The organism is Alkalitalea saponilacus (genome assembly GCF_900168165.1).
In the GTDB taxonomy this organism is placed as follows: domain Bacteria; phylum Bacteroidota; class Bacteroidia; order Bacteroidales; family Marinilabiliaceae; genus Natronoflexus; species Natronoflexus saponilacus.
The window spans coordinates 182,461-208,058 of sequence record NZ_FUYV01000004.1 but is presented as its reverse complement, the minus strand read 5'-3'; the positions used below and the strand labels follow the sequence as shown (position 1 = coordinate 208,058).

At 38.9% G+C, this 25,598-nt stretch carries 20 protein-coding genes; 16 read left to right on the top strand and 4 right to left on the bottom strand.

The window, feature by feature from the left end; translation table 11 throughout:
- Positions 1 to 33 precede the first annotated feature (33 nt).
- Entirely contained in the window at positions 34 to 1,737 is a 1,704-nt protein-coding gene (locus tag B5X70_RS05280) for a T9SS type A sorting domain-containing protein (protein ID WP_079556840.1), read from the top strand.
- Here the strand turns inward: B5X70_RS05280 and B5X70_RS05275 are convergent.
- Entirely contained in the window at positions 1,718 to 2,167 is a 450-nt protein-coding gene (locus B5X70_RS05275; RefSeq protein ID WP_079556839.1) for an META domain-containing protein, read from the bottom strand. The genes B5X70_RS05280 and B5X70_RS05275 overlap by 20 nt on opposite strands.
- A gap of 235 nt (positions 2,168 to 2,402) precedes the next feature.
- Here B5X70_RS05275 and B5X70_RS05270 point away from each other — a divergent pair, with 235 nt between their 5' ends.
- The 4 genes from B5X70_RS05270 (at position 2,403) to B5X70_RS05255 (ending at position 7,185) form a co-directional block, all read left to right on the top strand.
- Entirely contained in the window at positions 2,403 to 4,028 is a 1,626-nt protein-coding gene (locus tag B5X70_RS05270; protein WP_079556838.1) for a Na/Pi cotransporter family protein, read from the top strand.
- A 143-nt stretch (positions 4,029 to 4,171) separates the two neighbouring features.
- A complete protein-coding gene (locus B5X70_RS05265) occupies positions 4,172 to 5,284 on the top strand; it encodes a DNA polymerase III subunit gamma/tau (RefSeq protein ID WP_079556837.1) in 1,113 nt (370 codons plus the stop codon).
- Between the two features lie 278 nt (positions 5,285 to 5,562).
- The gene (locus B5X70_RS05260; RefSeq protein ID WP_079556836.1) at positions 5,563 to 5,856 is read left to right on the top strand and encodes a hypothetical protein; all 294 of its coding nucleotides are present in this window, start codon (positions 5,563 to 5,565) and stop codon (positions 5,854 to 5,856) included.
- Positions 5,857 to 5,955: 99 nt separating this feature from the next.
- A complete protein-coding gene (locus B5X70_RS05255) occupies positions 5,956 to 7,185 on the top strand; it encodes an isocitrate dehydrogenase (NADP(+)) (RefSeq protein WP_079556835.1) in 1,230 nt (409 codons plus the stop codon).
- 102 nt (positions 7,186 to 7,287) lie between these two features.
- On the opposite strand, the gene B5X70_RS05250 is transcribed toward B5X70_RS05255, so the two are convergent.
- Positions 7,288 to 8,028 carry a lysophospholipid acyltransferase family protein gene (locus B5X70_RS05250; protein WP_157666539.1) on the bottom strand — a complete coding sequence of 247 codons (741 nt, stop codon included), beginning with the start codon at positions 8,026 to 8,028 and terminating at the stop codon, positions 7,288 to 7,290.
- Between the two features lie 209 nt (positions 8,029 to 8,237).
- Here B5X70_RS05250 and B5X70_RS05245 point away from each other — a divergent pair, with 209 nt between their 5' ends.
- The 7 genes from B5X70_RS05245 (at position 8,238) to B5X70_RS05210 (ending at position 17,683) form a co-directional block, all read left to right on the top strand.
- On the top strand, positions 8,238 to 9,701 hold the full coding sequence (locus tag B5X70_RS05245) for a tryptophanase (RefSeq protein ID WP_079556833.1): 1,464 nt from the start codon (positions 8,238 to 8,240) through the stop codon (positions 9,699 to 9,701).
- Positions 9,702 to 10,095: 394 nt separating this feature from the next.
- Positions 10,096 to 11,436 (top strand): dihydrolipoamide acetyltransferase family protein, encoded by a 1,341-nt coding sequence (locus B5X70_RS05240; protein ID WP_079556832.1) that lies wholly within the window; start codon positions 10,096 to 10,098, stop codon positions 11,434 to 11,436.
- Positions 11,437 to 11,579: 143 nt separating this feature from the next.
- Positions 11,580 to 13,631, top strand: a complete 2,052-nt coding sequence (locus B5X70_RS05235) for an alpha-ketoacid dehydrogenase subunit alpha/beta (protein WP_079556831.1) — start codon at positions 11,580 to 11,582, stop codon at positions 13,629 to 13,631.
- Between the two features lie 43 nt (positions 13,632 to 13,674).
- Positions 13,675 to 14,187, top strand: a complete 513-nt coding sequence (locus B5X70_RS05230; protein WP_079556830.1) for a flavodoxin — start codon at positions 13,675 to 13,677, stop codon at positions 14,185 to 14,187.
- Between the two features lie 1,083 nt (positions 14,188 to 15,270).
- Complete coding sequence (locus B5X70_RS05220; protein ID WP_079556828.1) at positions 15,271 to 15,726, top strand: helix-turn-helix domain-containing protein; 456 nt, start codon at positions 15,271 to 15,273, stop codon at positions 15,724 to 15,726.
- Between the two features lie 281 nt (positions 15,727 to 16,007).
- On the top strand, positions 16,008 to 16,781 hold the full coding sequence (locus B5X70_RS05215) for a dihydroorotate dehydrogenase electron transfer subunit (protein WP_079556827.1): 774 nt from the start codon (positions 16,008 to 16,010) through the stop codon (positions 16,779 to 16,781).
- A complete protein-coding gene (locus tag B5X70_RS05210; RefSeq protein ID WP_079556826.1) occupies positions 16,769 to 17,683 on the top strand; it encodes a dihydroorotate dehydrogenase in 915 nt (304 codons plus the stop codon). The genes B5X70_RS05215 and B5X70_RS05210 overlap by 13 nt, the downstream gene beginning before the upstream one ends.
- Positions 17,684 to 17,693: 10 nt before the next feature.
- Here the strand turns inward: B5X70_RS05210 and B5X70_RS05205 are convergent, their stop codons facing one another.
- A complete protein-coding gene (locus B5X70_RS05205) occupies positions 17,694 to 18,842 on the bottom strand; it encodes a hypothetical protein (protein ID WP_079556825.1) in 1,149 nt (382 codons plus the stop codon).
- 703 nt (positions 18,843 to 19,545) lie between these two features.
- On the opposite strand from B5X70_RS05205, the gene B5X70_RS05200 reads away from it, so the two are divergent.
- From B5X70_RS05200 to B5X70_RS05185, 4 genes are all read left to right on the top strand, one after another.
- Positions 19,546 to 20,871 (top strand): Lnb N-terminal periplasmic domain-containing protein, encoded by a 1,326-nt coding sequence (locus B5X70_RS05200; RefSeq protein WP_079556824.1) that lies wholly within the window; start codon positions 19,546 to 19,548, stop codon positions 20,869 to 20,871.
- Between the two features lie 84 nt (positions 20,872 to 20,955).
- Positions 20,956 to 21,441 carry a TlpA disulfide reductase family protein gene (locus B5X70_RS05195; RefSeq protein ID WP_157666538.1) on the top strand — a complete coding sequence of 162 codons (486 nt, stop codon included), beginning with the start codon at positions 20,956 to 20,958 and terminating at the stop codon, positions 21,439 to 21,441.
- Positions 21,442 to 21,506: 65 nt separating this feature from the next.
- Positions 21,507 to 22,106: a thioredoxin family protein gene (locus B5X70_RS05190; RefSeq protein WP_079556822.1), complete on the top strand. Its 600-nt coding sequence runs from the start codon at positions 21,507 to 21,509 to the stop codon at positions 22,104 to 22,106.
- 175 nt (positions 22,107 to 22,281) lie between these two features.
- A complete protein-coding gene (locus tag B5X70_RS05185) occupies positions 22,282 to 23,610 on the top strand; it encodes a serine hydrolase domain-containing protein (RefSeq protein WP_079556821.1) in 1,329 nt (442 codons plus the stop codon).
- Positions 23,611 to 24,410: 800 nt separating this feature from the next.
- Here B5X70_RS05185 and B5X70_RS05180 read toward each other — a convergent pair.
- On the bottom strand, positions 24,411 to 25,583 hold the full coding sequence (locus B5X70_RS05180; RefSeq protein ID WP_079556820.1) for a tetratricopeptide repeat protein: 1,173 nt from the start codon (positions 25,581 to 25,583) through the stop codon (positions 24,411 to 24,413).
- Positions 25,584 to 25,598 lie beyond the last annotated feature (15 nt).

Sequence of the window (25,598 nt, the reverse complement as noted above, 5' to 3'; positions counted from 1 at the left end):
CCGTTAAAACACTTACATAATCAACAAAAAAAAATGCAAAAAAATCTACTCTGTTTCCTTTTCAAATTATCCATACTACTAATAACAACAAATGTTGTTACAGACGATCTTTTTGCACATCAAAATGGAATCACCTCTTTCTCACTTCCAGCTGAGGAACAGGGACAATCAATTATTTCACAGCAACAATTATTTTCTTCCATACATAATACCCCTTTTTCGCTCACAGATAGCATTTTGATATTTAATAACTATACCAGTTCTGATTCTTTAAAGTATAAAAAAACAAGCTACAAGTACAACTTAAACAATAATGTTCTGGAGATTGTATTTCAAAAAGCTGGTGAAGATGATTCGAAGTGGTATGATTATAAATCATATATCTATACTTTTGATGAGTTGAAACGACAGACTCAATTCCTGAAACGGGAATTTGATCTCAACAACTTAAAGTGGGAGAATCGGGAAAAACGAGAATTTAAATACGTTGGCGATGGTCGTCACCCCTCTGAAATTGCCGACTATACTCAAAGTTCAGGATCTGAAACCTGGAAAGGCAACTGGAGAATTAATCATCAGTACGACTCGCACGGTAATGTTACTAAATCCGAGCAATTCAAGTGGGATAGTAATGTAAACCAATGGCTTATCACTACCCGAAAAGATATAACTTACAACAATGCCAACCAAATTATATCAAAAACCTCTTATTACAAAAATCTGACTGAAGAGGTCTGGATCGGAAATAACAGAATCATTTACATCTATAATGATAAGAGCCAGCTCGAAAGTGAGCTTTCGATGTTTTGGGATGCGGTTGAAGGAAAATGGGTCAGCAGTTTAAAAAAGGAGTTTTATTATACCATCAATGGCAGACAATCCGGGTGGGAAGCTCTGCGGTGGGATAGAGATTTTGATATTTGGATTAATTGGTGGAAGGTTGAAAATGAATATGATGCAAGAGGCAACCTAATTGGATTGTTCAACTATAATTGGAATCAGTCACTTAGTCAATGGATTGACGGATGGCAGATAACCAATCATTTTGATCCCGATAACAACGAACAAGAGGAGACTGGATTTATCTGGAATTCTGAAAAAGAGGACTGGGAGGGTATTTATCGGTTGTTTCATCAATACAACGATGAATACTCGATAAAAACCATTTCTGATTTCTCATGGGATCATGAATCTGAACAATGGGTCTTGAACCAAAAGCGATTCCACTACCTTTCCGTTCCGGAATTATTGCCTCTAACCCTGAACATCATCAATCAAAATGGCCAAATCATCAATAATGCAACAGTTTCCATTGATGGGCATTTACATGAATCAGGCATTAACCATTTTCCGGCAAAAGCACAGGGACAATACTCCATAACTGTTAATGCAATGGGGCATGAGTCAGCATCCATTGATCACAATCTTGATCCATTTAACACCATCGTGGACATTGTTTTAAAAGATCTCTCATTAAACCAGCGAGATCTGGTCATCAATGATCTATATGTTTATCCAAACCCGGCTTACAATGCAGTTCACATTAAAATGCCGGACGACATCATCATCAATCAGTTGTCGCTTTACTCATCAAGTGGTCAGCTGATTTATTCAGATAAACCTGCTCACAGTGCTGTTAGAATATCTGTAAGCGATTTGCCTTCCGGCTTGTATTTACTGCATGCCGAGACTTCTGCCGGATTTAAAGTTGCAAAAATTATTGTGGGCCACCGTTAATGGTTTTTCGTTGAAAAACCATTAACAACTCATCACCTTGCAACAGGTATAGTTCTTTATCCGTAACACGATAACGGTCAACCAGTGTCATAATGCGGGAAAAATCGTTTTCGGCCACCGACAAACAGAACATTTTCGTGGTCTGCAAGGCAAAAAACTGTAAGGATGATGCATCACGATCGAACCTGAATCGCCCGTTCAGCCTGTTACAACCGTTGAATCCACTTACTTCATTTCTATTGCTGTTGATCTCCAATACAGGAACTCCCCGTGGAAAATCGCTCTCCAGATCATCACTATGCATCCATTGTCGCATTTCCCAACTTCCGCTTAAAATATCAGGCTGTGACTCAGTTTGGTGCCGCTGAAGTGTGGCACATGACGAAAGAGCCAGTGTTAATATAATGGCATATACCGCTTTATTTCTCATATTTTTGAATTATTTTAGTGATTCGACAAGCAACAAACAATTAATCAACTAATATCTGGGAAAAGCGTGCCAAAGATTAAAAAGATTTTTAGATATTAGATTTATAGACCGATAGACAAGACAAATTCTATCTGTCTAATCCCGAGAGTTTCGGGATACAAATCTATAATCTACAAAATTCTTTAGAAACAAAGTTGAAATAGTTACTTAATCCAATCATGAATTTATCATTGACATGGAGGAGTTTATCACTTTTATTGCCGTATTTGGGGGATTAGGAATTTTTCTATTAGGAATGGATCTTCTGAGCTCTGGGACAAAAAGTCTGGCAGGGGCGCGGCTCAGGCAATTACTCGATTCATTTCTAAAGAATAAGGCCGGAGGAGTTGGTTTCGGCGTCATCCTTACATTGCTTTTTCAAAGCAGCAGTGCTGCTTCTGTTGTTTTAGTGGGATTTGTGGATGCATCTCTCATTACTTTCAAACAAACCCTTCCGGTGCTTTTAGGCACCGGAATAGGAACCACCATTACAACTCAGTTGATCTCATTCAATGTAGGTAATTTTGCGCTTTTGTTTGTCGGACTTGGATTCTTCATTCGTAACTTCGCAAAAGGAGGATGGAAGCATGGTGGACAGATCATACTGGGTTTTGGTGTACTCTTTTTTGGTATGAAACTGATGTCGGACGGCATGGAGCCTTTGCGTGACAATGATCAATTTATTAATGCACTTCTTTATCTGGAAAATCCATTGGCCGGAATGGCTGCAGGAATGATGTTTACAGCACTCATCCAGAGCAGTGCCGCTTTTATCGGAATATTGATCACACTTTGCAACAGCGGACTTCTTTCATTTGAGGCATCACTGCCTCTGATTCTAGGTACCAACATCGGAACAACCGTAACTGCTCTTTTGGCCGCCATGACGGCATCCTACCCGGGTAGAAAACTGGCAGTTGCCAATGCGCTTTTCCGTTTAATTGGTGCTCTGATCTTTATCTGGCTATTAACACCTTGGGCAAGTTTAACTGCTGCAATTTCCGGACAAGCAGCTTCTAACGCACGTCTATTGGCAAATGCGCATACCATATTCAATTTCCTCATGGCTTTTACTATGCTACCGGCAACCGGTCTGATTGGAAAGCTGGCCGAGAAACTTGTTCCCGTTCCCAAGGAGAAACCGGTTCACGCTCTGCAACATCTAAATAAAGACCTCTTATCGTCACCTGAACTCTCAATGCCCTTTTTACAAAAAGAGATAGAAGATATGGGCAATTTGGTTTACAAAATGGTAGAGCGTTGTATGGATCCTTTTTTTCATCGTGATGAAAAAGCCATAAAACAAATACGAACATGGGAAGAGAAAACCGATTTTTATCGTGAAGAGATCAATCAGTTTCTGGTGAAACTAAATGAGTCAAAGCCCATGGAAACCTGGTCTGAAGAGGTTTTCCGGCTCATGCACGTAGTAAATGAGCTGGAACAGGTTGCCGATATTGTTTCGGTAAATATTATTCGACAAGGCGAAAAATGGCTGCACAATCGCATAGATTTTTCCCCGGATGGAAAAAAAGAACTTGAAAATTACCATCAGCGATGCCTGAAACAGCTTGAAAGAGCTTTGATATTAATGCACAATTGGGATCAGAACCAGGCGCTTAAAATGAAGCGAAAATACCGCAAATATGCGTTGATGGCATTTGACCTGGAAAGACGCCATTACAAACGACTACTTTCTCCAAATACCTTATCACTGGAATCCAGTAAAATGCATATGGAATTGCTCAATCTGCTGCGCATCATCAACAGCAGAGCCACCAACTTTGGAAGATTGGTTTTCATGTCCGAAGAATTGGAATAATTTAAACATTTTACTGATTCAATGTTATTGTCAACCTGCGATAAATTGAAAAAATGCCTCGGTCAAAAACGCATACCTGTTTGTATCAGTGCTTGATTTTTTTATCTTTGTAGTGCTGCTAAAAAAACGCGGTTATCAACACTATGGAATACATTGTTTCGGCACGAAAATATCGTCCATCTACATTTGCCACAGTTGAAGGGCAGGAGAACATCACCGCCACCCTTAAAAATGCCATCAAAAACAATCAATTGGCACATGCCTACCTGTTTTGTGGTCCACGTGGTGTAGGAAAAACAACCTGTGCTCGTATTTTCGCAAAAACAATAAATTGCCAGGCAATTACAAGCGATTTTGAAGCCTGTAACGAATGTGCTTCATGTAAATCCTTTAACGAGCAACGTTCTTACAACATTCACGAATTGGATGCCGCCAGCAACAACTCGGTAGACGACATCCGCCTCTTGATTGATAAGGTTCGTGTACCACCTCAAATGGGAAAATACAGCGTATACATCATCGACGAGGTACACATGTTGTCGCAGGCTGCTTTTAACGCGTTTCTTAAAACACTGGAAGAGCCACCGAATCATGCCATTTTCATTCTTGCCACCACCGAAAAGCACAAAATTCTGCCAACCATTTTATCTCGTTGTCAGACCTTTGATTTTAACCGCATAACGGTTGAAACAGCGGTTCAGCACCTGAAATACGTGGCCGAAAAAGAGCAGATTGCCTATGAAGACGAAGCATTGAATGTGATAGCCACCAAAGCTGATGGTGCAATGCGTGATGCACTTTCTATTTTCGACCAGATTGTGGCATTCTCCGGGCGAAACATCACTTACCAGCAAGTCATTGCCAATCTCAATGTATTGGATTATGACTACTATTTTAGAATTACAGATGCATTTTTAGTTGAAGATACCACCAATAGCCTGTTGATATTCAATGATATATTAAATCATGGATTTGATGGCAGTCACTTCCTGAACGGACTCAGCAGTCACCTTCGTGACCTTCTGATGTGTAAGGACTCGCAAACCGTGAACCTGCTGGAGGTAGGTGCATCCATTAAACAAAGGTACTTGGAACAGGCTCAAAAATGCGATGCAGAGTTTCTGTTTGAAGCTTTAAAAATTGTAACGAACAGTGAGCTAAATTACAGAATTGCACGCAATAAGCGACTGCACGTCGAATTCGCGCTGATTAGCCTGTCACGCATTGTGACAGAAAAAAAAAAGCAGTTGAATTAGCAAAAAAGCGAAAAAATAATCCCGCTCAGATTAAGTCAAACAACCAATCGACAGCAAATATAGGCTCAGGCATCAATAAACAGGCTCCGGGAATCACATCCTTTTCTATCAATAAGGTTATTTCTAATAATCAATCCTCAGGAAATGCAGAAATTAAAACATCAAATAACATTGCACAAGAGTCTATTGCAGAAGAATTAAACAAACTTGTCACCATACAGGATTTACAAAACGCCTGGAAGCGTTTTGCCACTGAAATTGAAAAAGAGAATGTTCGTTTGTTTACCATTCTGAACAATCATTTACCTCAAATAGAAAAGGATCACACCATTCATTTGGAATTATCAAGTCCGGTTCAGGAAGTTGAAATTGAAAAGAACAGAGATTCGATTATGCTTTTCTTAAAAAAGGAGTTGCATAACAGCTTGTTAAGTTTGAAGGTGAAAGTTGCAGAAGATCAGGCATCCCCTCAGGAAAAAGTATTCACAGCTGCTGACAAGTTGAAGGTCATGATGGAGAAGAATCCTGCTTTGGCTATGCTAAAGCAACAATTCAACCTTGATTTGGATTAGATATATAGAGCTCCGACAAACAATCATATGGATTGTTTGTTGAATTTTCAGTATAAAATTAATTTTATTTCTAAACCGAAATTAATAAATATTTAAACTATGAGTAAAATAAAAGTAATCAATCCGGTGGTTGAACTGGATGGAGATGAAATGACACGCATCATTTGGAAAATGATTAAAGAAGAGCTGATTCTTCCTTATCTCGATCTTGATATTAAATATTTTGACTTGGGAATGGAAAGCCGCGACGCAACTGATGATCAAATAACAATAGATGCCGCCGATGCCATTCGTAAATACAATGTGGGAATTAAATGTGCCACCATTACACCAGACGAAAACCGTGTAGAGGAGTTTGGATTGAAGAAAATGTGGAAGTCACCCAATGGTACCATTCGTAACATCTTGGGAGGGACTGTTTTCCGCGAACCCATCATCATTAAAAATTTACCACGACTGGTTCCCGGGTGGGAGTATCCCATCTGCATTGGCCGTCATGCCTTTGGAGACCAGTACCGTGCAACAGATTTTCTGGTGAAGGGGAAAGGTAAACTTACCATCACTTTCACTCCCGAAGATGGCGGAGAGGTTCAGTCCTATGATGTTTATGACTTTGAAGGCGATGGCGTAGCTTTAGCCATGTATAATACCGACGAAAGTATCAGAGGTTTTGCTCACAGTTGTTTCAACCAGGCCATCAATAAAAAGTGGCCTTTGTATCTCTCCACCAAAAATACCATCCTGAAGAAATATGATGGTAGATTCAAAGATATTTTTCAGGAGATTTACGACAATGATTACAAGCAGAAGTTTGAGGAACTTGGTATAACATACGAACATCGCTTGATTGACGATATGGTGGCTGCAGCTCTTAAATGGAACGGTAATTTTGTATGGGCTTGTAAAAACTATGATGGTGATGTTCAGTCGGATACGCTTGCACAGGGATTTGGTTCGTTGGGGCTGATGACCTCTACATTGGTAACACCCGATGGGAAAACCATGGAAGCTGAAGCAGCTCATGGTACTGTAACACGTCACTACCGCATGCATCAACAGGGAAAACCCACATCAACCAACCCAATTGCATCTATTTTTGCATGGACAAGAGGTTTAGCTTTCAGAGGCAAACTGGATAACAATCAAGCTCTTATTGAATTTGCAAACACTTTGGAAGCTGTGTGCGTTGAGACTGTTGAAAGTGGACAAATGACCAAAGACCTTGCGCTGACTATTCACGGAAAAGATCTGAAAGATGAGCATTATCTGACCACCGAAGGATTTATGGCAGCCATTAAATCCCATTTAGACATTAAAATGGCGAAATAGGGGGCGGATACACATAAAAAGAAACCACATGGGTCACAGCGAATGTAAATAGTTTGTGACTATGTGGTTTTTTAATAACTTCACTTCACTAAGTCAATAAAGTCATGATTTACTGAGGCATTCTTCAATGGCCTCCCTGCATTTTTCCACCAATACTTCAGCATCTAAGTTTCCGGGCTCAATGGGGTCAAGCACCGAATAATTAATTTTAACTCCATATTTTAATGGAAAATATCCCTTCTCCATCAACTCTGAGTGACCATCTATAGCAAAAGGAATCAATAGGGAAGAAGGTGCTGCTTTAAGCAAAGATTTAACACCTGCCGGTTGAAACGGTCTCAACTCTCCGGTTCTGCTTCGTGTGCCTTCAGGAAAAATGCATACCGCGTATTTATTCTTTTCAATCATTCTTCCAAGCCTGATGATCTCTTTAATTGCCTGACTTCCGCTTTTACGGTCTATTAAAGCTGATCCGCTGTGTTTGAGATTATACGAGATACTGGGTATGCCGCTTGCCAACTCAATCTTGGAAACAAACTTCGGATGAAATTTGTGAAATCCATAAATAAATGCCGGAATGTCGAACATGCTCTGATGATTTGATGCAACAATCAACGGGCGATCATCAGGCAACTTCTCCAAACCGTGGTAACGAACCTTTGCTCCAATTATTCTCATCGACATCATTATCAACCCATTAAGCGCAATCACGCTTTTGAGATGAGCTTCGTATCCACCTAATCTTCTCGCTATCATTTGTACCGGATGAAAAATAACCAGTAAAAGGCCAAATGCCGCGTAATAAACAGGGGTAAATATGTACCCTGCAACTAATCTCATCATATTTGATATTTTAACGAGCAAAAAAACAACATTTATTTGGTTCATGCAATACAAAATATACATCCTAATTTAAATTAAAACCAAATAGCACCATTCTGCGACAGATTTTAAACAATACATGATAATTATCAACGAAATTTAACTATTTTACGCAACGTAAAAATGAAAATTAATCAAGCTATTAATAACTTTAAATTAATCAAATCACAATGAGTTCAAAAAATTCAACGAAAATTAATTTTTTCAGTGGAGAGCAGGTTCCTGTCGAGTTGCATAAGGTAAGAATTGTACAGAAATTAAACCTAAAACCGATAGACGACCGTTTGAAGGCAATAGAAAAGGGAGGGTATAACACATTCTTGTTGAATACTGAGGATGTATTTCTCGATATGCTGACCGATAGCGGAACCAACGCTATGAGCGATAACCAGTTGGCATCCATGCATCAGGCTGATGACGCCTATGCAGGTTCTCAAAGTTTCTATCGCATGGAAAAAGCTCTTCAGGATGTTTTTGGCAAGGAACTTATATTACCGGTGCATCAGGGAAGGGCTGCAGAAAATATCATTTCCCAAACATTTATTCGTCCGGGACATGTTATTCCAATGAACTACCATTTTACCACCACCAAGGCTCATATGGAGATCAATGGAGGTAAAATTTACGAAATATATACCGATGAAGCGCTTAAGATTAAAAGTAGTCATCCATTTAAAGGAAATATTGACATAGATAAGCTTAAGAAACTGATTACCAAATATGGAGTAGAAAATGTTCCATTCATTCGTCTTGAAGCATCAACCAACCTAATAGGTGGTCAGCCGTTTTCCATTGAAAACATGCGGGAAGTACGCAAAGTTGCCGATGAACATGGCATCATGATGGTACTTGATGCCAGTTTAATTGGTGAAAATGCTTGGTTTATAAAGCAAAGAGAGAAAGAATTTGCCAATAGCAGCATACGCGACATTTTACGCACCATGTGCGATTTGTGTGAAATCATCTATTTCTCAAGCCGGAAAGTAAGTTCAACCAGAGGTGGCGGTATTTGCACCAATGACAAAAAATTGTTCATGAAAATGCGCGATCTGGTGCCATTATATGAAGGATTCCTTACCTACGGAGGTATGTCGGTTCGGGAGATTGAAGCCATGGCGGTTGGATTAATGGAAACCACAGATGATACCGTTATAAGTCAATCACCCGGTTTTATTGAATACGCTGTGAATGAACTTGATAAATTAGGAATACCGGTGATAACACCTGCCGGAGCCTTGGGAGCCCATGTTGATGCTATGCAATTTTTAGATCATGTTCCGCAGAAGGAATACCCTGCAGGAGCTTTGGCAGCTGCACTGTTTATTGTTTCAGGATGCCGCGGCATGGAAAGAGGAACCATCTCAAGCGTGCGTCTGGACAACGGAGAGGATCTATTGGCCGATATGGAACTTTTACGTTTGGCGTTCCCCCGCAGGGTGTTTACGCTTTCGCAAACGAAATTCCTTATTGACCGTCTTAACTGGTTGTACCAAAACAGAGAACTCATTGGTGGTCTCGAATTCGTGGAAGAACCAAAAGTGCTCCGCTTCTTCATGGGAAGATTGGCTGCGACATCTGATTGGCCGCAAAAACTTGTGGCTAAGTTTAAAAAGGATTTCGGAGATAGTCTTTAGAAGTAATACTAAACGATGGGACGAATCACAATGATCTAATGAGTTATTAGTCATTTACTAAATCTAGCTTAATTGAAAATTGCCTGTTCAAATTGATTTTGAACAGGCTTTTTTTTAACTTTTATCTCAATAAGAGAAAAATACAAAGAACTCATCAAACATCAATATTTTCAGCAGTTTCAGTAAACTATAACCATTCTGTTTATGCAAATTCAATACACAAGTACAAACAAAAATATAATATCGGTGTTAATAGGATAGATAACAAAAATAGCCATGATCACTTTTGCAGGCAATTCTTATTTAGTCTTGTTTTAAATAAGAAAAATTTTTACATTCGCCGCGCGATTAAAATCATGAACAATAATAACAAGTTTAATAAACTCAGATTAACATGTCTACATTTGAGATCCTAATGCCCAAAATGGGTGAGAGCGTTGAAGAAGCCACCATTACCAAATGGTTTGTAAAACAAGGTGATGTAGTGGAAGAAGACCAGGTATTATTGGAAATAGCCACCGATAAAGTGGACTCTGAAATCCCATCGCCTGTGGCCGGGGTGATAAAAGAGATAAAATTTGAAACCGATGCATTGGTGCCGGTTGGTCAGGTTGTAGCCATCATTGATATGGATGCAGATGGTTCGGAAGAAGCCGGAGCACCTGACGAAGAAAAGGAAGAAACAGAAAGCAAAACTAAGAAATCAACAGATAAGGAAGAAAAACCTTCCCAATCTGAAACAAAGGAATTAGAATCCAAGGAGGATTACTCCAACAGCAATCGTTTTTATTCGCCATTGGTAAAAAGCATTGCCAAAGAGGAGAACATCTCGCTTGAAGAGTTAGACAAAATTGAAGGCACCGGCAAGGAGGGACGAGTGACAAAAGCAGATATTCTCAGCTACCTTGAAAACAGGGGGAGCGGTTCTGCTAAACAGACAGCCAAAGCAGAAGAGCCTGCTAAAGCAACACAATCCGCAGAAACCAAACAAGCCGCTGCCAAAGCTCCTGAAGTAAAAGCTTCTGAAGGCGATGAGATTGTGGAGATGGACAGAATGAGGAAAATCATCGCTGAACACATGGTGATGTCTAAACAGGTATCGCCTCACGTTACCAGCATGGTGGAAGCGGATGTTACCAACCTGGTTCTTTGGCGGAACAACAATAAAGATGCATTCCAGAAAAAATATGGCGAAAAACTGACCTTTATGCCGGTATTTACCCATGCGGTGGCCAAGGCACTTCGCGATTATCCGGGAATTAACGCATCAGTCAGCGGAACCAACATTATAATACGTAAAAATGTAAACGTTGGCATTGCCGTGGCCTTGCCGTCCGGCAACCTGATTGTTCCGGTAATTAAGCAGGCTGACCAGAAAAATCTGGTTGGTTTGGCTTCCGATATCAACTCACTTGCAGCCAAAGCGCGTGACAACAAGCTTTCTTCCGATGATATTCAAGGGGGAACCTTTACCATCACCAACTTTGGTTCTTTTAAAAATACCATTGGAACGCCCATCATCAATCAACCGCAAGTAGCCATTCTGGCAACGGGTACCATTGAAAAGAAACCCGCGGTAATTGAAACTCCAACCGGCGATGTAATTGCCATTCGTCATAAAATGTTCCTGTCGCTTTCCTACGACCACAGGGTGGTGGATGGCGCTTTGGGAGGATATTTCCTTCGCAGGGTTGCAGATTACCTGGAGGAATGGAAAATTGATGAGGCCATTTAATACATTAAATAAAAGCGTATCGCCTTTAAGCGATACGCTTTTTAGAGCAAACAACATTAATAAGAATAAACTTATTTCTCAATAACTTAAGAGATTTCCCTTAGATACCCTTCACATCTAAGGAAAATAAAAACAGAGATACGATGAAGAGTAACGTAAAAACCATTTACAGTATAAAAAAAACAGATAAGGAGACCTTGTTGAAGTGGTACCATCTGTTGTTTTTGGGACGCACGCTCGACGAGCGTGCACCGAATTACCTGAAACAGGCCATTGGATGGTCGTATCACGCTCCCGCAGCGGGTCACGATGGCATTCAACTGGCCATCGGACAGGTGTTCCGTAAAAACAAAGATCATCTTTTTCCCTATTACCGCGACCTGCAAACATGTGTATCAGCGGGTTTAACAGCTGAAGAGGTCATCTATAACGGGATTTCGAAAGACGCTGATGTGGCAGGTGGTGGCCGACACATGTCGAACCATTTTGCCAAACCTGCATGGAACATCCATAACTCAAGCAGCTGTACCGGTAACCATACACTTCATGCCACCGGAATGGGACGGGCTCTTAAAACCTATAAAGAGAAGGATGCTGTTGTAATCAGCAGTCAGGGTGAAAGTTCTGTTTCCGAAGGTTATGTTTATGAAGCCATCAATGGTGCCTCCAATGAACAGTTGCCCGTTGTGTTTGTGTTTCAGGATAATGGTTATGGAATTTCGGTTCCAAAAGAGGATCAGACAGCCAACCGTAAAGTGGCACGAAATTTTGAAGGATTCAAGCACCTGCGCATCATTTATTGTAATGGAAAAGATGTGTTTGATTCGATGAATGCCATGACCGAGGCGGTTGAATGGGCTAAAAAAGAACAGAAACCGGTAATAGTACATGCAAACTGTGTTCGCATAGGCTCACACAGCAACAGTGACCGACATGAACTGTATCGCGACGAAAATGAACTCAGCTATGTGAAGGAGTATGATCCGCTTGCTAAGTATCGTCGCTTGTTGTTAAGATACGAGAGAGCTACTGAGGAGGAGTTGAAGGAGATTGAAGATGCAGTCGCTGCTGAAGTTAAAGATGCGCATAAAAAAGGGTTGGCTGCTCCGCATCCAACACCCGAATCGGTGCATGATTTTGTGATAGGGGAAGCTTATCCCGCTTCCAAATATCCCGAAGGGGTTCATGAGCATAATGGTGAACCCATTAAGTTGATTACAGCATTAAATGAAACATTAAAAGCTGAGTTCCGAAATAACCCGGATACTTATTTGTGGGGTCAGGACATAGCCAATAAAGACAAAGGGGGAATTTTTAATGTATCCAAAGGGATGCAGCAGGAATTTGGTAAAACCCGGGTTTTTAACGCGCCTATTGCCGAGGATTTCATCATGGGTACAGCCAATGGAATGTCCCGATATAAAAAAGAGATGCGAGTGGTAGTTGAGGGTGCTGAGTTTGCCGATTATTTTTGGCCTGCCATGGAGCAGTTTGTGGAGACCACACATGAGTACTGGAGAACCAAGGGACAATATTCTCCCAATATCACAGTGAGACTGGCCTCTGGTGGCTATATCGGAGGAGGACTTTATCACTCGCAAACCATTGAGGGAGCATTGACAACATTCCCGGGTGTCAGAGTTGTTTATCCTTCATTTGCCGACGATGCAGCAGGTTTACTGCGTACAGCCATTCGTTCGGAAGGGATGACAGTGTTTATGGAGCCTAAGGCACTTTATAATGCTCCCAAAGCTGCCACACCGGTACCCGATGATTTTGAAGTACCTTTTGGTAAAGCAAGAATACGCCGCGAAGGTAAGGATTTGACCATTTTCACCTATGGAAACACCACCCATTTTTGTCTGGAGGCAGCTGAAAAACTTTCTAAAGAAGGCTTCGGCGAAGTGGAGGTAGTGGATTTAAGAAGTCTGCTCCCATTGGATGAAGAAACCATCATTAACTCTGTAAAAAAGACATCTAAAGCACTAATAGTGCACGAGGATAAAGTGTTTGCAGGGTTTGGCGGTGAAGTGGCTGCAACTATTTCGGATTTGGCATTCCATTATCTGGATGCTCCTATAAAACGGGTAGGCTCCACGTTTACACCTGTAGGGTTTAACCGTACTCTGGAAGCTGCCATTTTGCCCAATACAGATAAGGTTATAAAAGCAGTTAAGGAGTTATTAGAGTTCTAGTTTTTAACAAGTTAAAAGAACAGACCGAAACAAATAAAAGAATATGGAAAAGATTGGAATATTTTATAGTTTCAGATCGGTTAAAACACAGCAGCAGGTAAAGAAAATCAAAAAGGCATTGGGAGAAAAGAATTGTGAAGATGTGGATGCAGATGTTGCAACCCTTGATGACTTTAAGAAATACAAAAATTATATTCTTGCTGTACCGACCTGGTTTGATGGTGAGCTTCCCAATTATTGGGACGAGTATTTACCGGCTATTGAAGATGAGTCCTTTAAAGGAAAGAAATTTGCCATTTTTGGAGGGGGAGACCAGAAGAACTATCCCGAAAATTTCATCGACGGAGTTGGTATTATGGCTGAGTTTATTGAAGAGCGCAATGGCAAAGTTGTAGGATTCACTTCCGCTGATGGATATACTTACGAGTCATCACGAGCACAGCGAGGCGACAAATTTGTTGGTTTGGCCATTGATATAGAAAATCAGGCTGCATTAACGGATGAACGCATCAAAAACTGGTGTACTGATCTTAAAAAAGAGTTTGATTTAAAATAGAGCTGTTTTATTGAGTTTTTCCTTATAAAGGTGAATCCTCCCGGATTCACCTTTTTTTTATCCATTCAAAATGTTATTAACATAATTAACTTCGCAAGAATCTGCTGTGTGCCTATAATAAACTATTCCCAAAACATCAAACTTCAGCATTTCAGGCCATTTCAAATTCAGGGAACACCTACGGATCTATCCATTGAAAAGAACAACTACTCACAGGTTATACCTTCCAGATCTTCATTAGAAGTTACATACTTCAAATTCTACAGAAACATACCATAGAATTATATATTTAGCAGCTTTTGAATTCAGACATATTTATGACCATATAATGTAGTTATTAAGTTTACCGCAATTCACAATAATAATGATGGTGAATTATAATTCTCAAATCAAAAACAAAAGAGTAGGGAAGGGGAAAAGCATTAAATACAGAAGTAAACAGCACAAAAATGGTTGTTTAGCGATATACAAAAGCAGGATATTCAATTATTATTAATCACTTTTCCAGAGTCTTATGACATCTATATAAACCATTAATTAAATCCGACCAAGCATGTTTGCGCATATTTATTCATTAAGTAGCTGACCATCTATAAAATCAACTCATTTATCTTTAATAACCAGTTACTTAAACATTCTTCCTGAACTAAAACTTAATCATAAAAGACAACCTACTGAATTCCAGAACAGACAACCATAGAGACAATCAAAACACAGAGAGAAATAATAGGAAAAAGGCAACATATTTAACTGATTAAACTGTTAGGATTCTATTCTTATGTTACTGACATAATACAACTTACAAAACCCATTTAAATTATTAGGTAATATTGTAATTGAGCAGTTATTGAAATTAATGAAATGATCAGGAATGGTGTTTACGTTTGTCATGATTATTACAATATCAATTGGAAAATTCCAACTATTTATTAATTTTGTAAACATGTAACTAAAATAGAATCTCATTCGAAAGTGATTACGTTTGTAATCATTATTGTTTTAGAGTTATTTGCTAAATAGCAAAACCCAAAGGATTATAAAATCCAAAACATCATAGGTTAAAAGAGAAATAAAACCAGCAACATGAAAGAGCGCCTGCAGATACTTTTAAAGAAAGAAAACCTGAGTCCAGTGAAGTTCTCTGAAATAGTCGGCGTACAACGGTCAGCAGTAAGCCATATTTTATCAGGAAGAAACAATCCCAGTCTGGAGGTTATTCAGAAAATATTAAAAAACTTCCCCCATATATCCAGCGATTGGTTAATTACCGGTAATGGCGAAATCTATCGTGCTGATCAGGAGGTTAAGGTTAAACCACCATCCAATAAACCTACGGGTCTGTTTGACACAATAAAAGAAGAGCCCGGGATTACATATGTAACCAATGCGGGTAGTGCGGAAAAAGATGAAAATGAAAAGCCTGATAATCAATCGCAGAAGAAAGAGAACTTATCTGTTGAAACCAATCAAAATGTTGAACGAATTGTTGTTTTTTACGCCAACGGAACATTCAAGGAATATAAGCCAACTGATAATTAAATCTAACATATATAAATCACCAAAGGTAATGCCTATTCATAACTATCAGGTTATGGGTATCGCCTTCAAGTCTTCATTTGATTTATACATATCACACCATTATGCTATCAATTCTGCGATTAAAAACCCAAATTTATTTCAATGAAATAACTATCTTTGCAGAGAATTAAAAATTACATTCAGTTTAAATTACATATGTAAATAGATCAAACCAACTTTACATTTTAGATGTTCTACATCTATTGAGAACTGAACTATGTAAATCAAAATATAATAACCGAATGAAACACATCACTGATTTTACAATTATAACCAACCAGCGAGAGACTGATGAATTTGTTGTATTAACACTGCAACATCCCGGAGAACTCCCTTCCATGGTTCCGGGACAGTTTGCAGAAGTGCGAGTCGATGGAGCTGAAAATGCATTTCTTCGTCGTCCTTTGTCGATACATGATGTGGATTATAGCAATAATACCATTAAACTTCTAATTCAGGAAGTTGGAGAAGGAACCCGCGTGCTGGCCAAATTAAAATCCGGAGATCAGTTAAATCTTGTTTATCCCTTAGGAACCGGATACTCCCTTCCAAAATCCAATCGGGTTTTGTTGGTAGGTGGAGGATGTGGCGTTGCACCGTTGCTTTTTTTGGGTCGGCATTTTGTAGAGAATGGCATCAGACCTAAATTTCTTATCGGTGGCCGAACAGCAGCCACACTCATTCGCCTTGATGCTTACGAACAGTTGGGCGATGTGTACGTGACCACCGAAGATGGTTCTGCCGGTCATAAAGGATTTGTAATACACCATCCAATAATGAAAACAGAAACGCCTGAATTTGACCACATATACACTTGTGGCCCCGATGCCATGATGAAAGTGTTGGCCAAATACGCCGGCAGTCGGGGAATAACATGTCAGGTTTCGTTGGAAAATCACATGGCATGTGGTTTTGGTGCCTGTTTGTGTTGTGTAACCCCCACAGTTGACGGACATAAATGTACCTGTGTGGATGGACCAGTATTTGACTCAAAATATTTAAAATGGGAAATTTAAAAGTACAATTGGGAGAACTGTCATTATCTAACCCAGTGATGACAGCTTCAGGTACCTTCGGGTATGGTGAAGAATATGCCGATTTTATCGATATAAATGCCCTAGGCGGCATCGTTGTTAAAGGAACAACCCTGCACGCCCGGGAAGGAAATGCTTACCCAAGAATGGCTGAAACACCAAAAGGCATGTTGAATGCCGTTGGACTTCAAAACAAGGGTGTAGATGGTTTTATCAATGACATATATCCAAGAATTAAAAACTTCAAGACAAATATTCTTGTAAACGTTTCTGGTTCAACTGTTGAAGAGTATGTTGAAACGGCTGAAAAGATAAACGAACTGGATGCCATTCCCGGCATTGAACTCAACATATCCTGCCCCAATGTAAAAGAAGGTGGCATGGCATTCGGAACCAGCTGCCCATCTGCCATTGCAGTTACCAATGCAGTACGAAAGGTTTACAAAAAACATCTCATGGTTAAACTCTCTCCAAATGTAACCGATATCACTGAAATTGCTAAAGGAGTAGAGGGGTCAGGTGCTGATTCAGTATCACTGATCAATACACTCTTGGGTATGGCCATCGATGTTAACAGCCGTAAACCTGTGTTATCAACCATAACCGGCGGCCTATCCGGGCCGTGTGTTAAACCGGTGGCTTTGCGCATGGTATGGCAGGTATCACAAGCTGTAAATGTGCCAGTTGTTGGAATGGGTGGTATTGCCTCGGCGGAAGATGCCATAGAGTTTTTACTGGCTGGTGCTTCTGCAATCCAAATTGGCACCGCCAATTTTATCGATCCAACCATCACCATCAAAGTCATTAACGGGATCAGAGAGTATTTGGAAAGAAATCAGATGGATGATGTAAAACAACTCACAGGCGCATTAATTACAGGCTGATTTACTTTAGTTACCCAACACCACGCATATTAACAGACTTTTCCACCAGATTCACCAACGGACGGAATTGTTCTCTGATTAATGGCCATTGATCAGGGTATTTGTTTAATAATCGTAAAATTCGCTCACTGTTTTTTCGAAGCGCATCGGTAATGGCAGGAGCGGAGACCGGTCGTTTAAGCATTTGTCCGACGGATGCACCGGTGATATCATCACCACGGCTATAAAGCTCCGCAGCAGCCTGTTCGAGGTTGTCCAGCAGTGATTTAGTCCGTGCCAACCGACCTTTGGGTTTGAAGTTTTCACTACTAGTATTAGGGGTGTGCTCCCGATGCTCGCCCAAATTTAGGTATTGGGAATGAATGATATAATCTTTATCATCATTGGCAGATGTATTAAGCATGATAACCAATCCAGCAGCTTTAATCAACGCCTCTTTAGCTTTTTTGAAACTTCCGCAAGAGATTAACTTTTCCAGAGCACTCTTTGATATTTGAAGATTCACAGAATGCTTATCAGAAAGAGAGACCAAAAAATCTTCAGCCCATTGCGAGACCCACAACCTTTTCTCGTCCTCATTTGACACATTGCAATCGTCTTTTCCATTCAAAACTGACTTGACTACATCTGTAAACTGCTTTATGTATTGGATGTCACGACTCTTTGTCTGGTAAAACGTTCTCACAAAGCGGTAAACTATCGAGCCAATTAAGGCTTTTCTACCTGTATCTAAAGCTCCCTGAATGCGATGAATACCAAAATTGCTTTGATCCTCACGGAAAAACAGGAAATAGTGATCAATTCCATCTTCAAAACGCATTTTAATGTGCAGTACAACATGCTGAAATTCTGAAAATATCTTCAATTGACCAGGCATTTGTTGTTCCCCTTCAAAAGGAAGTTGGTCTTTGTGTATCCAGTTGTATCCTGGCTGTGCATCGAAAAAAGCATCTTTTCGCAACAAACGATCACTTCCGATCACATTCCGGCGTCGGTATTGCTTGTCGACCAGAATGAGTTCCTCTCCACCTAAATCTCCATTGAGATGATTATATAACAGTACTACACGATCTATTCCCGGAAAAATATCAGCCCATACCTGCATGAGAGCCTCCCTACAGTTCAAAGGTCTTTCCGGAATAGATGTGAATTGTATCATTATTTGGTATTCAATTGATTGTTAGACTTTTCCCGTGATATTCAGGGTTAGATGTTAGATGCGAGTAAGCTTCTAAATATCAGATGATTGAATAATACAACTATCAGTTAGTATAATTTTGATAATTAAATAAAAAAGATTAACGAACTATTATGTATTAATTTACCGTAAAAATATACTTAAGTTAATTCTTAAGCAAACATTTAAGCCACATAATGACAACTTAAGTACTTAATTCGCATCCCCAGAAACAATTATTTAGATCTATAAGTTCTAATCTACAATATATTTAAATAGGAAATAAAGTGTTTAATTCGAATGAATATAAAACGATACTAGAAATTCTATGATTCTGTTTATAGATAAGTGAGTTATTAAGCATTTTGATTGCGGGAGAACATCCAGTTGCATTAGAATTCCTCCGTATTGTATTGTATTCTCATTTTATTAATGCTCTCTCACATAAAAAGAGATGATACATATGTAATCACAAAGGGGTTTACATATGTGTATTCTCAGATAAGTATCGTAAGTGTTTAGATGAAAAAATGGTTTACATCTGTATATGTCACGACGGGTACTAAATAATCCATTCTCATGATGGTTTCTCTTTTTTAATTATATTAGTGGAAAATAATAAAACATCACATCCATGCCTTTTTAACCCAAAAAATATTTAATTAGAATTCAAATTGAGCTAAAAATGATGCAAGCTAATTGTAAAATAATAAAGGATGTAAGCAATGAAAAAAGCAGCAATTTCGGCGGATATGAAGGCAAATTGCCAATTCATTGCAATATGAGACATAACAATATCTCAAAGGAGTTTTTAAAAACAACTAGATATGATAAAAGCCTTTTCAAATATTGGATTCTTATCTTTTTCATACTGTTAAATAGTTTTATCCCAATAAAATCTCAACTTTCACCTGACGCTTCTATTAGTATTTTAACCTGTGCACCAGGAGATGAGCTATACAGTTTATTCGGACATACAGCAATCAGAGTAAAAGATCCTGCCACTGAAACCGATTATGTTTTTAATTATGGCACGTTCAATTTTAATACCCCTAATTTCTACCTCAAGTTCATGAGGGGGCAATTAAATTATATGTTGTCGGTTACCTCTTACCAACATTTTCTTTATGAATATCAGTTTTCTGGAAGGAGTGTTTGGGAACAAACGTTGGACTTAACCCAAAACGAAAAACAACAACTTTTCCGGGCATTAATCATTAACGCAGAACCCGAAAATCGCTATTACCAGTATCACTTCTTCTTTGATAATTGTGCAACAAGAGTACGCGACATGGCCATTGAGTTTATTCCCCAAGGTGTAAACTTTGAAATTCCTGATTATTTGGAGAATATGACATTTAGAGATGCCATTGCTTATTATCTGCAGCATCGCCCGTGGACCAAACTGGGCTTGGATATTCTGTTGGGGCAACCAACTGATGATCTTGTAGATAAATCATCCATACAGTTTTTACCAGACTATCTTATGTGGCAGTTTGAAACTGCTACCCGGAATGACAACAATCAACCAGTAGCACTTGAAATCCAAACCGTGTTGGAGTTTCAACAAGATGCCCAATACCCTTTTCTTTCACCAATGCTTGTATTGTGGACTATTTCATTAATAATTATTGCTGTCACAGCGTGGGAGTATAAACGAAAAATATTCTTAAAATGGGTCAATGTAGTTATCTTCGGCTTTACATCAATACTTGGTTTATTAATTTGTTTTTTATGGTTCTTTACTGAACACTCGGTTACCGGTCCAAACTGGCATTTGCTTTGGGCAAACCCCCTGCATCTGTTCGTAATACGAGCTGCCTGGTATAACAACAGATTCAATCGTTACATAAATCTCCTGGTATTAGTTGCGCTGGTCGTATTATTAACCGGATTCTCATTTATTCCGCAATATATTCCTGCATCGCTTGTTCCTGTATGGCTGGTTTTGATTATAAGACTCCTGATGGTAGCGAGGGTAAAACCAGGTCCTCTTAAAAAGAATGATTAATACCTAATCTGAAAAATGAACGTGAAATGCTATTACAGTGAACATTTATTGCTATACTGCTGTTTCAGTATAAAATGTATTATTATGCGAATTATATTATTATCACTCTTAGCAATATCCATCTCTTTAACTGCAATGGGAGAAACCAGAGAGGTTCCTGATGTTGAGATTAGTCAATTATTAAAGAGAATAGAGACTCCATCAGACACCATTTATGTTGTAAACTTTTGGGCAACATGGTGTTTACCTTGCGTAAAAGAAATTCCGGAATTCAACCGAATAGAGAAATCATACCAAGGGCAACCTGTTCAAGTTATCATGGCAAGTCTTGATTTCCCTAATCAAAAGGAGAGCCGCGTTTTACCATTTCTTGAAAACCACACTGTAACACATGATGTCATTCTTACAGTAACACCCAGAGGTGGAGAATGGATATCTAGGGTTGACAATGCCTGGACAGGAGCCATACCGGCTACACTTATTATTAACCGGGACAGAAGATCTTTCTATGAAGGAGAAATTAACTATGAGCGGCTAATGGAGATGATAGGGGAAGTTTCTGGAGAATAAAACTAACAAATATAAGATCAGAACAGATTTAACCATTTACATTTTTCACCAAAACATTAACAATTATGAAAACATTCAAGTACGTAATGATGATGACACTAGCTTTAGTTACCTTTACAGCTGGTGCACAATTAAAAGTTGGAGATAAAGCTCCTGGTTTTAAATTAAAAAACATAGATCACCAATGGGTATCGCTTGACGATTATAAAGATCAAAAAGGGGTAATTGTTGTATTCTCCTGTAACCACTGTCCTTATGTGGTTTTGTATGAGTCACGTATGATAGAGTTGCAGAAAAAATATGAACCCAAAAAATTTCCATTGATTGCCATTAACCCAAACGATTCCACAATAGTTCCTGCCGATGGTTTCTCTTATATGATTACCAATGCAGCAGAGAAAGGTTTTAACTTCCCATATTTGTTAGATGACAAGCAACTATTCAAAAAATTTGGAGCAACAAGAACTCCACACGTATATTTATTGAAAAACGAAGGTGACCATTTTACCGTGGCATACATTGGCGCCATTGACGATAATCCTCAGGATGCTTCCGATGTTAAAGAGAAGTATGTGGCACAAGCCATTGATGCTCTTCTGGCAGGTCAGAAACCTAAGGTTACAGAAACCCGTGCCATTGGCTGTACAATTAAATTCAGAGAGTAAAAGACAGCCTGTTAAAAAAGAGAGCATGAGATAACCAATAAAGCATCTCGCTACCGAAACAAAAATATTAAAAGCCTTTATAAAGTACAAAAACGTACTTTATACAGGCTTTTTTAAAACCTTTTCATTTAAATTACGTAATTTTGCACAGGATTTCACGAGCAAAAACAAAGAAATGCATATTAAAAGAACTCTACTATATTTATTGATCGGAATCATCACAGGTTTTGGAATTAAATATACAACCGGGCCATCAATAAAAACTTTTGGTACGGATCATATTCCACCTTCACCAATGATCAATTCTATTCGAATACCGAATACATTATCAAACGATTCTGCTTTTATGCACGTAGAGCAGCAAATGAGTAGATTCATGAATCGTTGGGAATTAATGGGAGCTTCAGTGGCCATTGCGAAGGACGGACAGGTTGTATATGCCAGGGGTTTTGGTTATTCAGACGCTGAGAATGAAATTCCGGTTGAACCTTATCATCTTTTTCGTACAGCTAGCATTTCTAAATTAATTACTGCAGCAGGAATCATGAAACTGGTAGAGGAAGGCGTGATTAGTTTAGATGATTACGTTTTTGGAGAAGAGGGAATTCTTAATTATGCACCGTACGATCAATACAGAGATAGAAATGTAGAAAGAATACAGGTTATTCATCTGTTAAATCATTCCGGAGGCTGGACAAACCGATGGGGTGACCCGATGTTTATGCCACAAGTAGTAGCCAGAAGATTGGGGAAAGATCTCCCTGTGAATGATGAGGATATCATTACATTTATGCTTGCAAGACCATTGCATTTTCGGCCAGGCACCATGTCGGCTTACTCAAACCTGGGATATGCAATTCTTGGTAAAGTCATAGAAACTGTCAGTGGTGAAACTTACGAATCGTTCATTAATCATAACATATTATATCCAATAGGCGTTTATGATATGCGAATTGGGGGCAGTTTTCTAGAAGAAAGGGCGGATTTGGAGGTGAAATATTATGAACCTGAAAACACGCCTTTGGTGGACGATTTCATGGGGTTTGAGACCCAGGTACCACGTTCATATGGAGGAAACGACATCGAGACTTTAGGTGCAGCAGGAGGGTGGATTGGATCTGCAACCGACATACTGCAATTTCTTTTGGTAATAGATGGGATGCCTTATCCTGAAGATATTTTAACCAAAGAGAGCATTGAAATCATGACAACACCTGTATCTGTTGGTTTTCAACCACTTGGATGGAGAGGAGCCAATAGTCGCCAATGGTTCAGAACAGGCACATTATCAGGGACATCCACATTAATGGTTCGTAGAGATGATGGCATATCTTATGTTTTATTATTTAATAGCAACACTTGGAAAGGTCCAATGCTGGCAACAGATATTCGTCAATTAATGGATAGAGTTATTTCCCGCGTAGATGAATGGCCGGAATATGATCTGTTTCAAATCGCTTCAAATTCCGATATCGAGTCTTTAATTGCAAATTCCATAAATTAGTTATCTTTAACTGTATATCCGTTTGGACTGCGCTTTGTCCTATTGACTCGTCTATATAGAGACATATAGACTGCTTCGCATAATTAATAAGCTAATAAACTTGGCTAAAGCATGTGCATTTCAAGCCAGACTTAAACATTTCTCTTTTTACAATTAGTCTTTTATTTCATCTCCATGTAATTGTTTTCGTGATTAACCTTATTGTCACAATTGATACAAATTGCATTCGGTTGAACTCTTCGTAATCTATTTTCATACTAAAGATTCAAGTTGTAATAATGACTCGTTTCTAAAAACCGTAAACTCGATACGCTCAATCAACAAATTAGTTATCTTTAACTGTATATCCGTTTTGACTTGGCTTTGACCTATTGACTCGTCTATATAGAGACATATAGACTGCTTCGCATAATTAATAAGCTAATAAACTTGGCTAAGCATGGGCATTTCAAGCCAGACTTAAACATTTCTCTTTTTACAATTAGTCTTTTATTTCATCTCCATGTAATTGTTTTCATGATTAACCTTATTGTCACAATTGATACAAATTGCATTCGGTTGAACTCTTCATAATCTATTTTCATACTAAAGATTCAAGTTGTAATAATGACTCGTTTCTAAAAACCGTAAACTCGATACGCTCAATCAACACGGTTTTCTTTACGAAAAAAACATTAATTATTCCTTATGTTTCAGGTTGGAATTGATCAAAGGAAATCAGCCAATACCTGAGTCTTATAATTGACATTATGTTAATTTGCATATATATTAAAATACCGGGTATTACCCGGTATTTTAATCTACTCTTGTAAAGCTTTAAGTTTCTGCTCAACTTCATCATATTTGTCCATCATTTCAAAACGATAATAGAGATTTCTCAAAGTCTCTAAAACCATCCTTTCTTCTGGTCTAATCTCATGAGCTCTTTCCATATAAGGTAATGACTTACGGAAAACATCCAGAGCTTCTTTACGGGCAACTTCAAATTTAGCAAAATCTGCTATTTCATTGGCTTCCCTCATCATATCAATCGCACGATTAAAATATATAACACCCAAGTTCAGTAACGGATCGAAAAACTCGGGGTTAAGCTCAATGGCTTTTCTATATTCCACTTCAGCAAGTTCATATTCACCGCTCATGTCATATAATACACCACGTGCATTATAGAAAGAGAAGTTATCAGGGTCACCCTCAATGGCAGTATTCAAATATTCAAGAGCTTGCTCATTCTGTTCTGAAAGCAAGTAAAAATTAATTAAGGACGTCAAAATCCTATCATCATCAGGAAACAGTTCAAAACCTCTTTTTAGATTTGGTCCCATTTTAGCAGAATCGCCTGTCTGTTCATAAACCTCATGAAGCAAAAGAATTGGATCTCCCTCCCCATATCTCAAATCCAGGGTCTTTTTAAAGAATTCTTCAGCAACATCCCAATTCTGGCTTCTGCTGGCTGCAAGTCCTGTGTAATAAATAAAAACAGAGTCCGCTGGCAAGTCATCCGCTTCAAAGACTGGTAGGTTATTCAGATTCACAACACTGCGAAAAATCTTCATCGCAGTTGTAAAATCTTCCTCATTGAAAGCGTCAATACCAGCATTTTGCAATTCAGGTACAAAAAAGGTTAATGCCACTTTAAGATCGCGCTCAAACCTACCAGGTCTGGCTCGTCTCCCACCTTGTTCATCTCTTTGATCAAGATCAGCCGCATATTTATAATGCTCGACTGCTTGTAAAATCTTAGCTTTGTCATTCGTTCTATTATACTCTTCGGTAGCAAGACGTGCAGCAACGATGTATGTTCGTGGCCATTCCCGTGTTCTGTCGTGCTCGAATGCATCTTGAAGTCTTGAACGTGCAGACTCTATATCGCCGTTATCCAAAAAAGCAGAAGCAGCTGCAACCCTACCTCTTTGGGCATATATAGCTGATACGGCTAAGATTGAAATTAAAACTAAAAATAATCTTTTCATTGTGGTCTGTTTTTG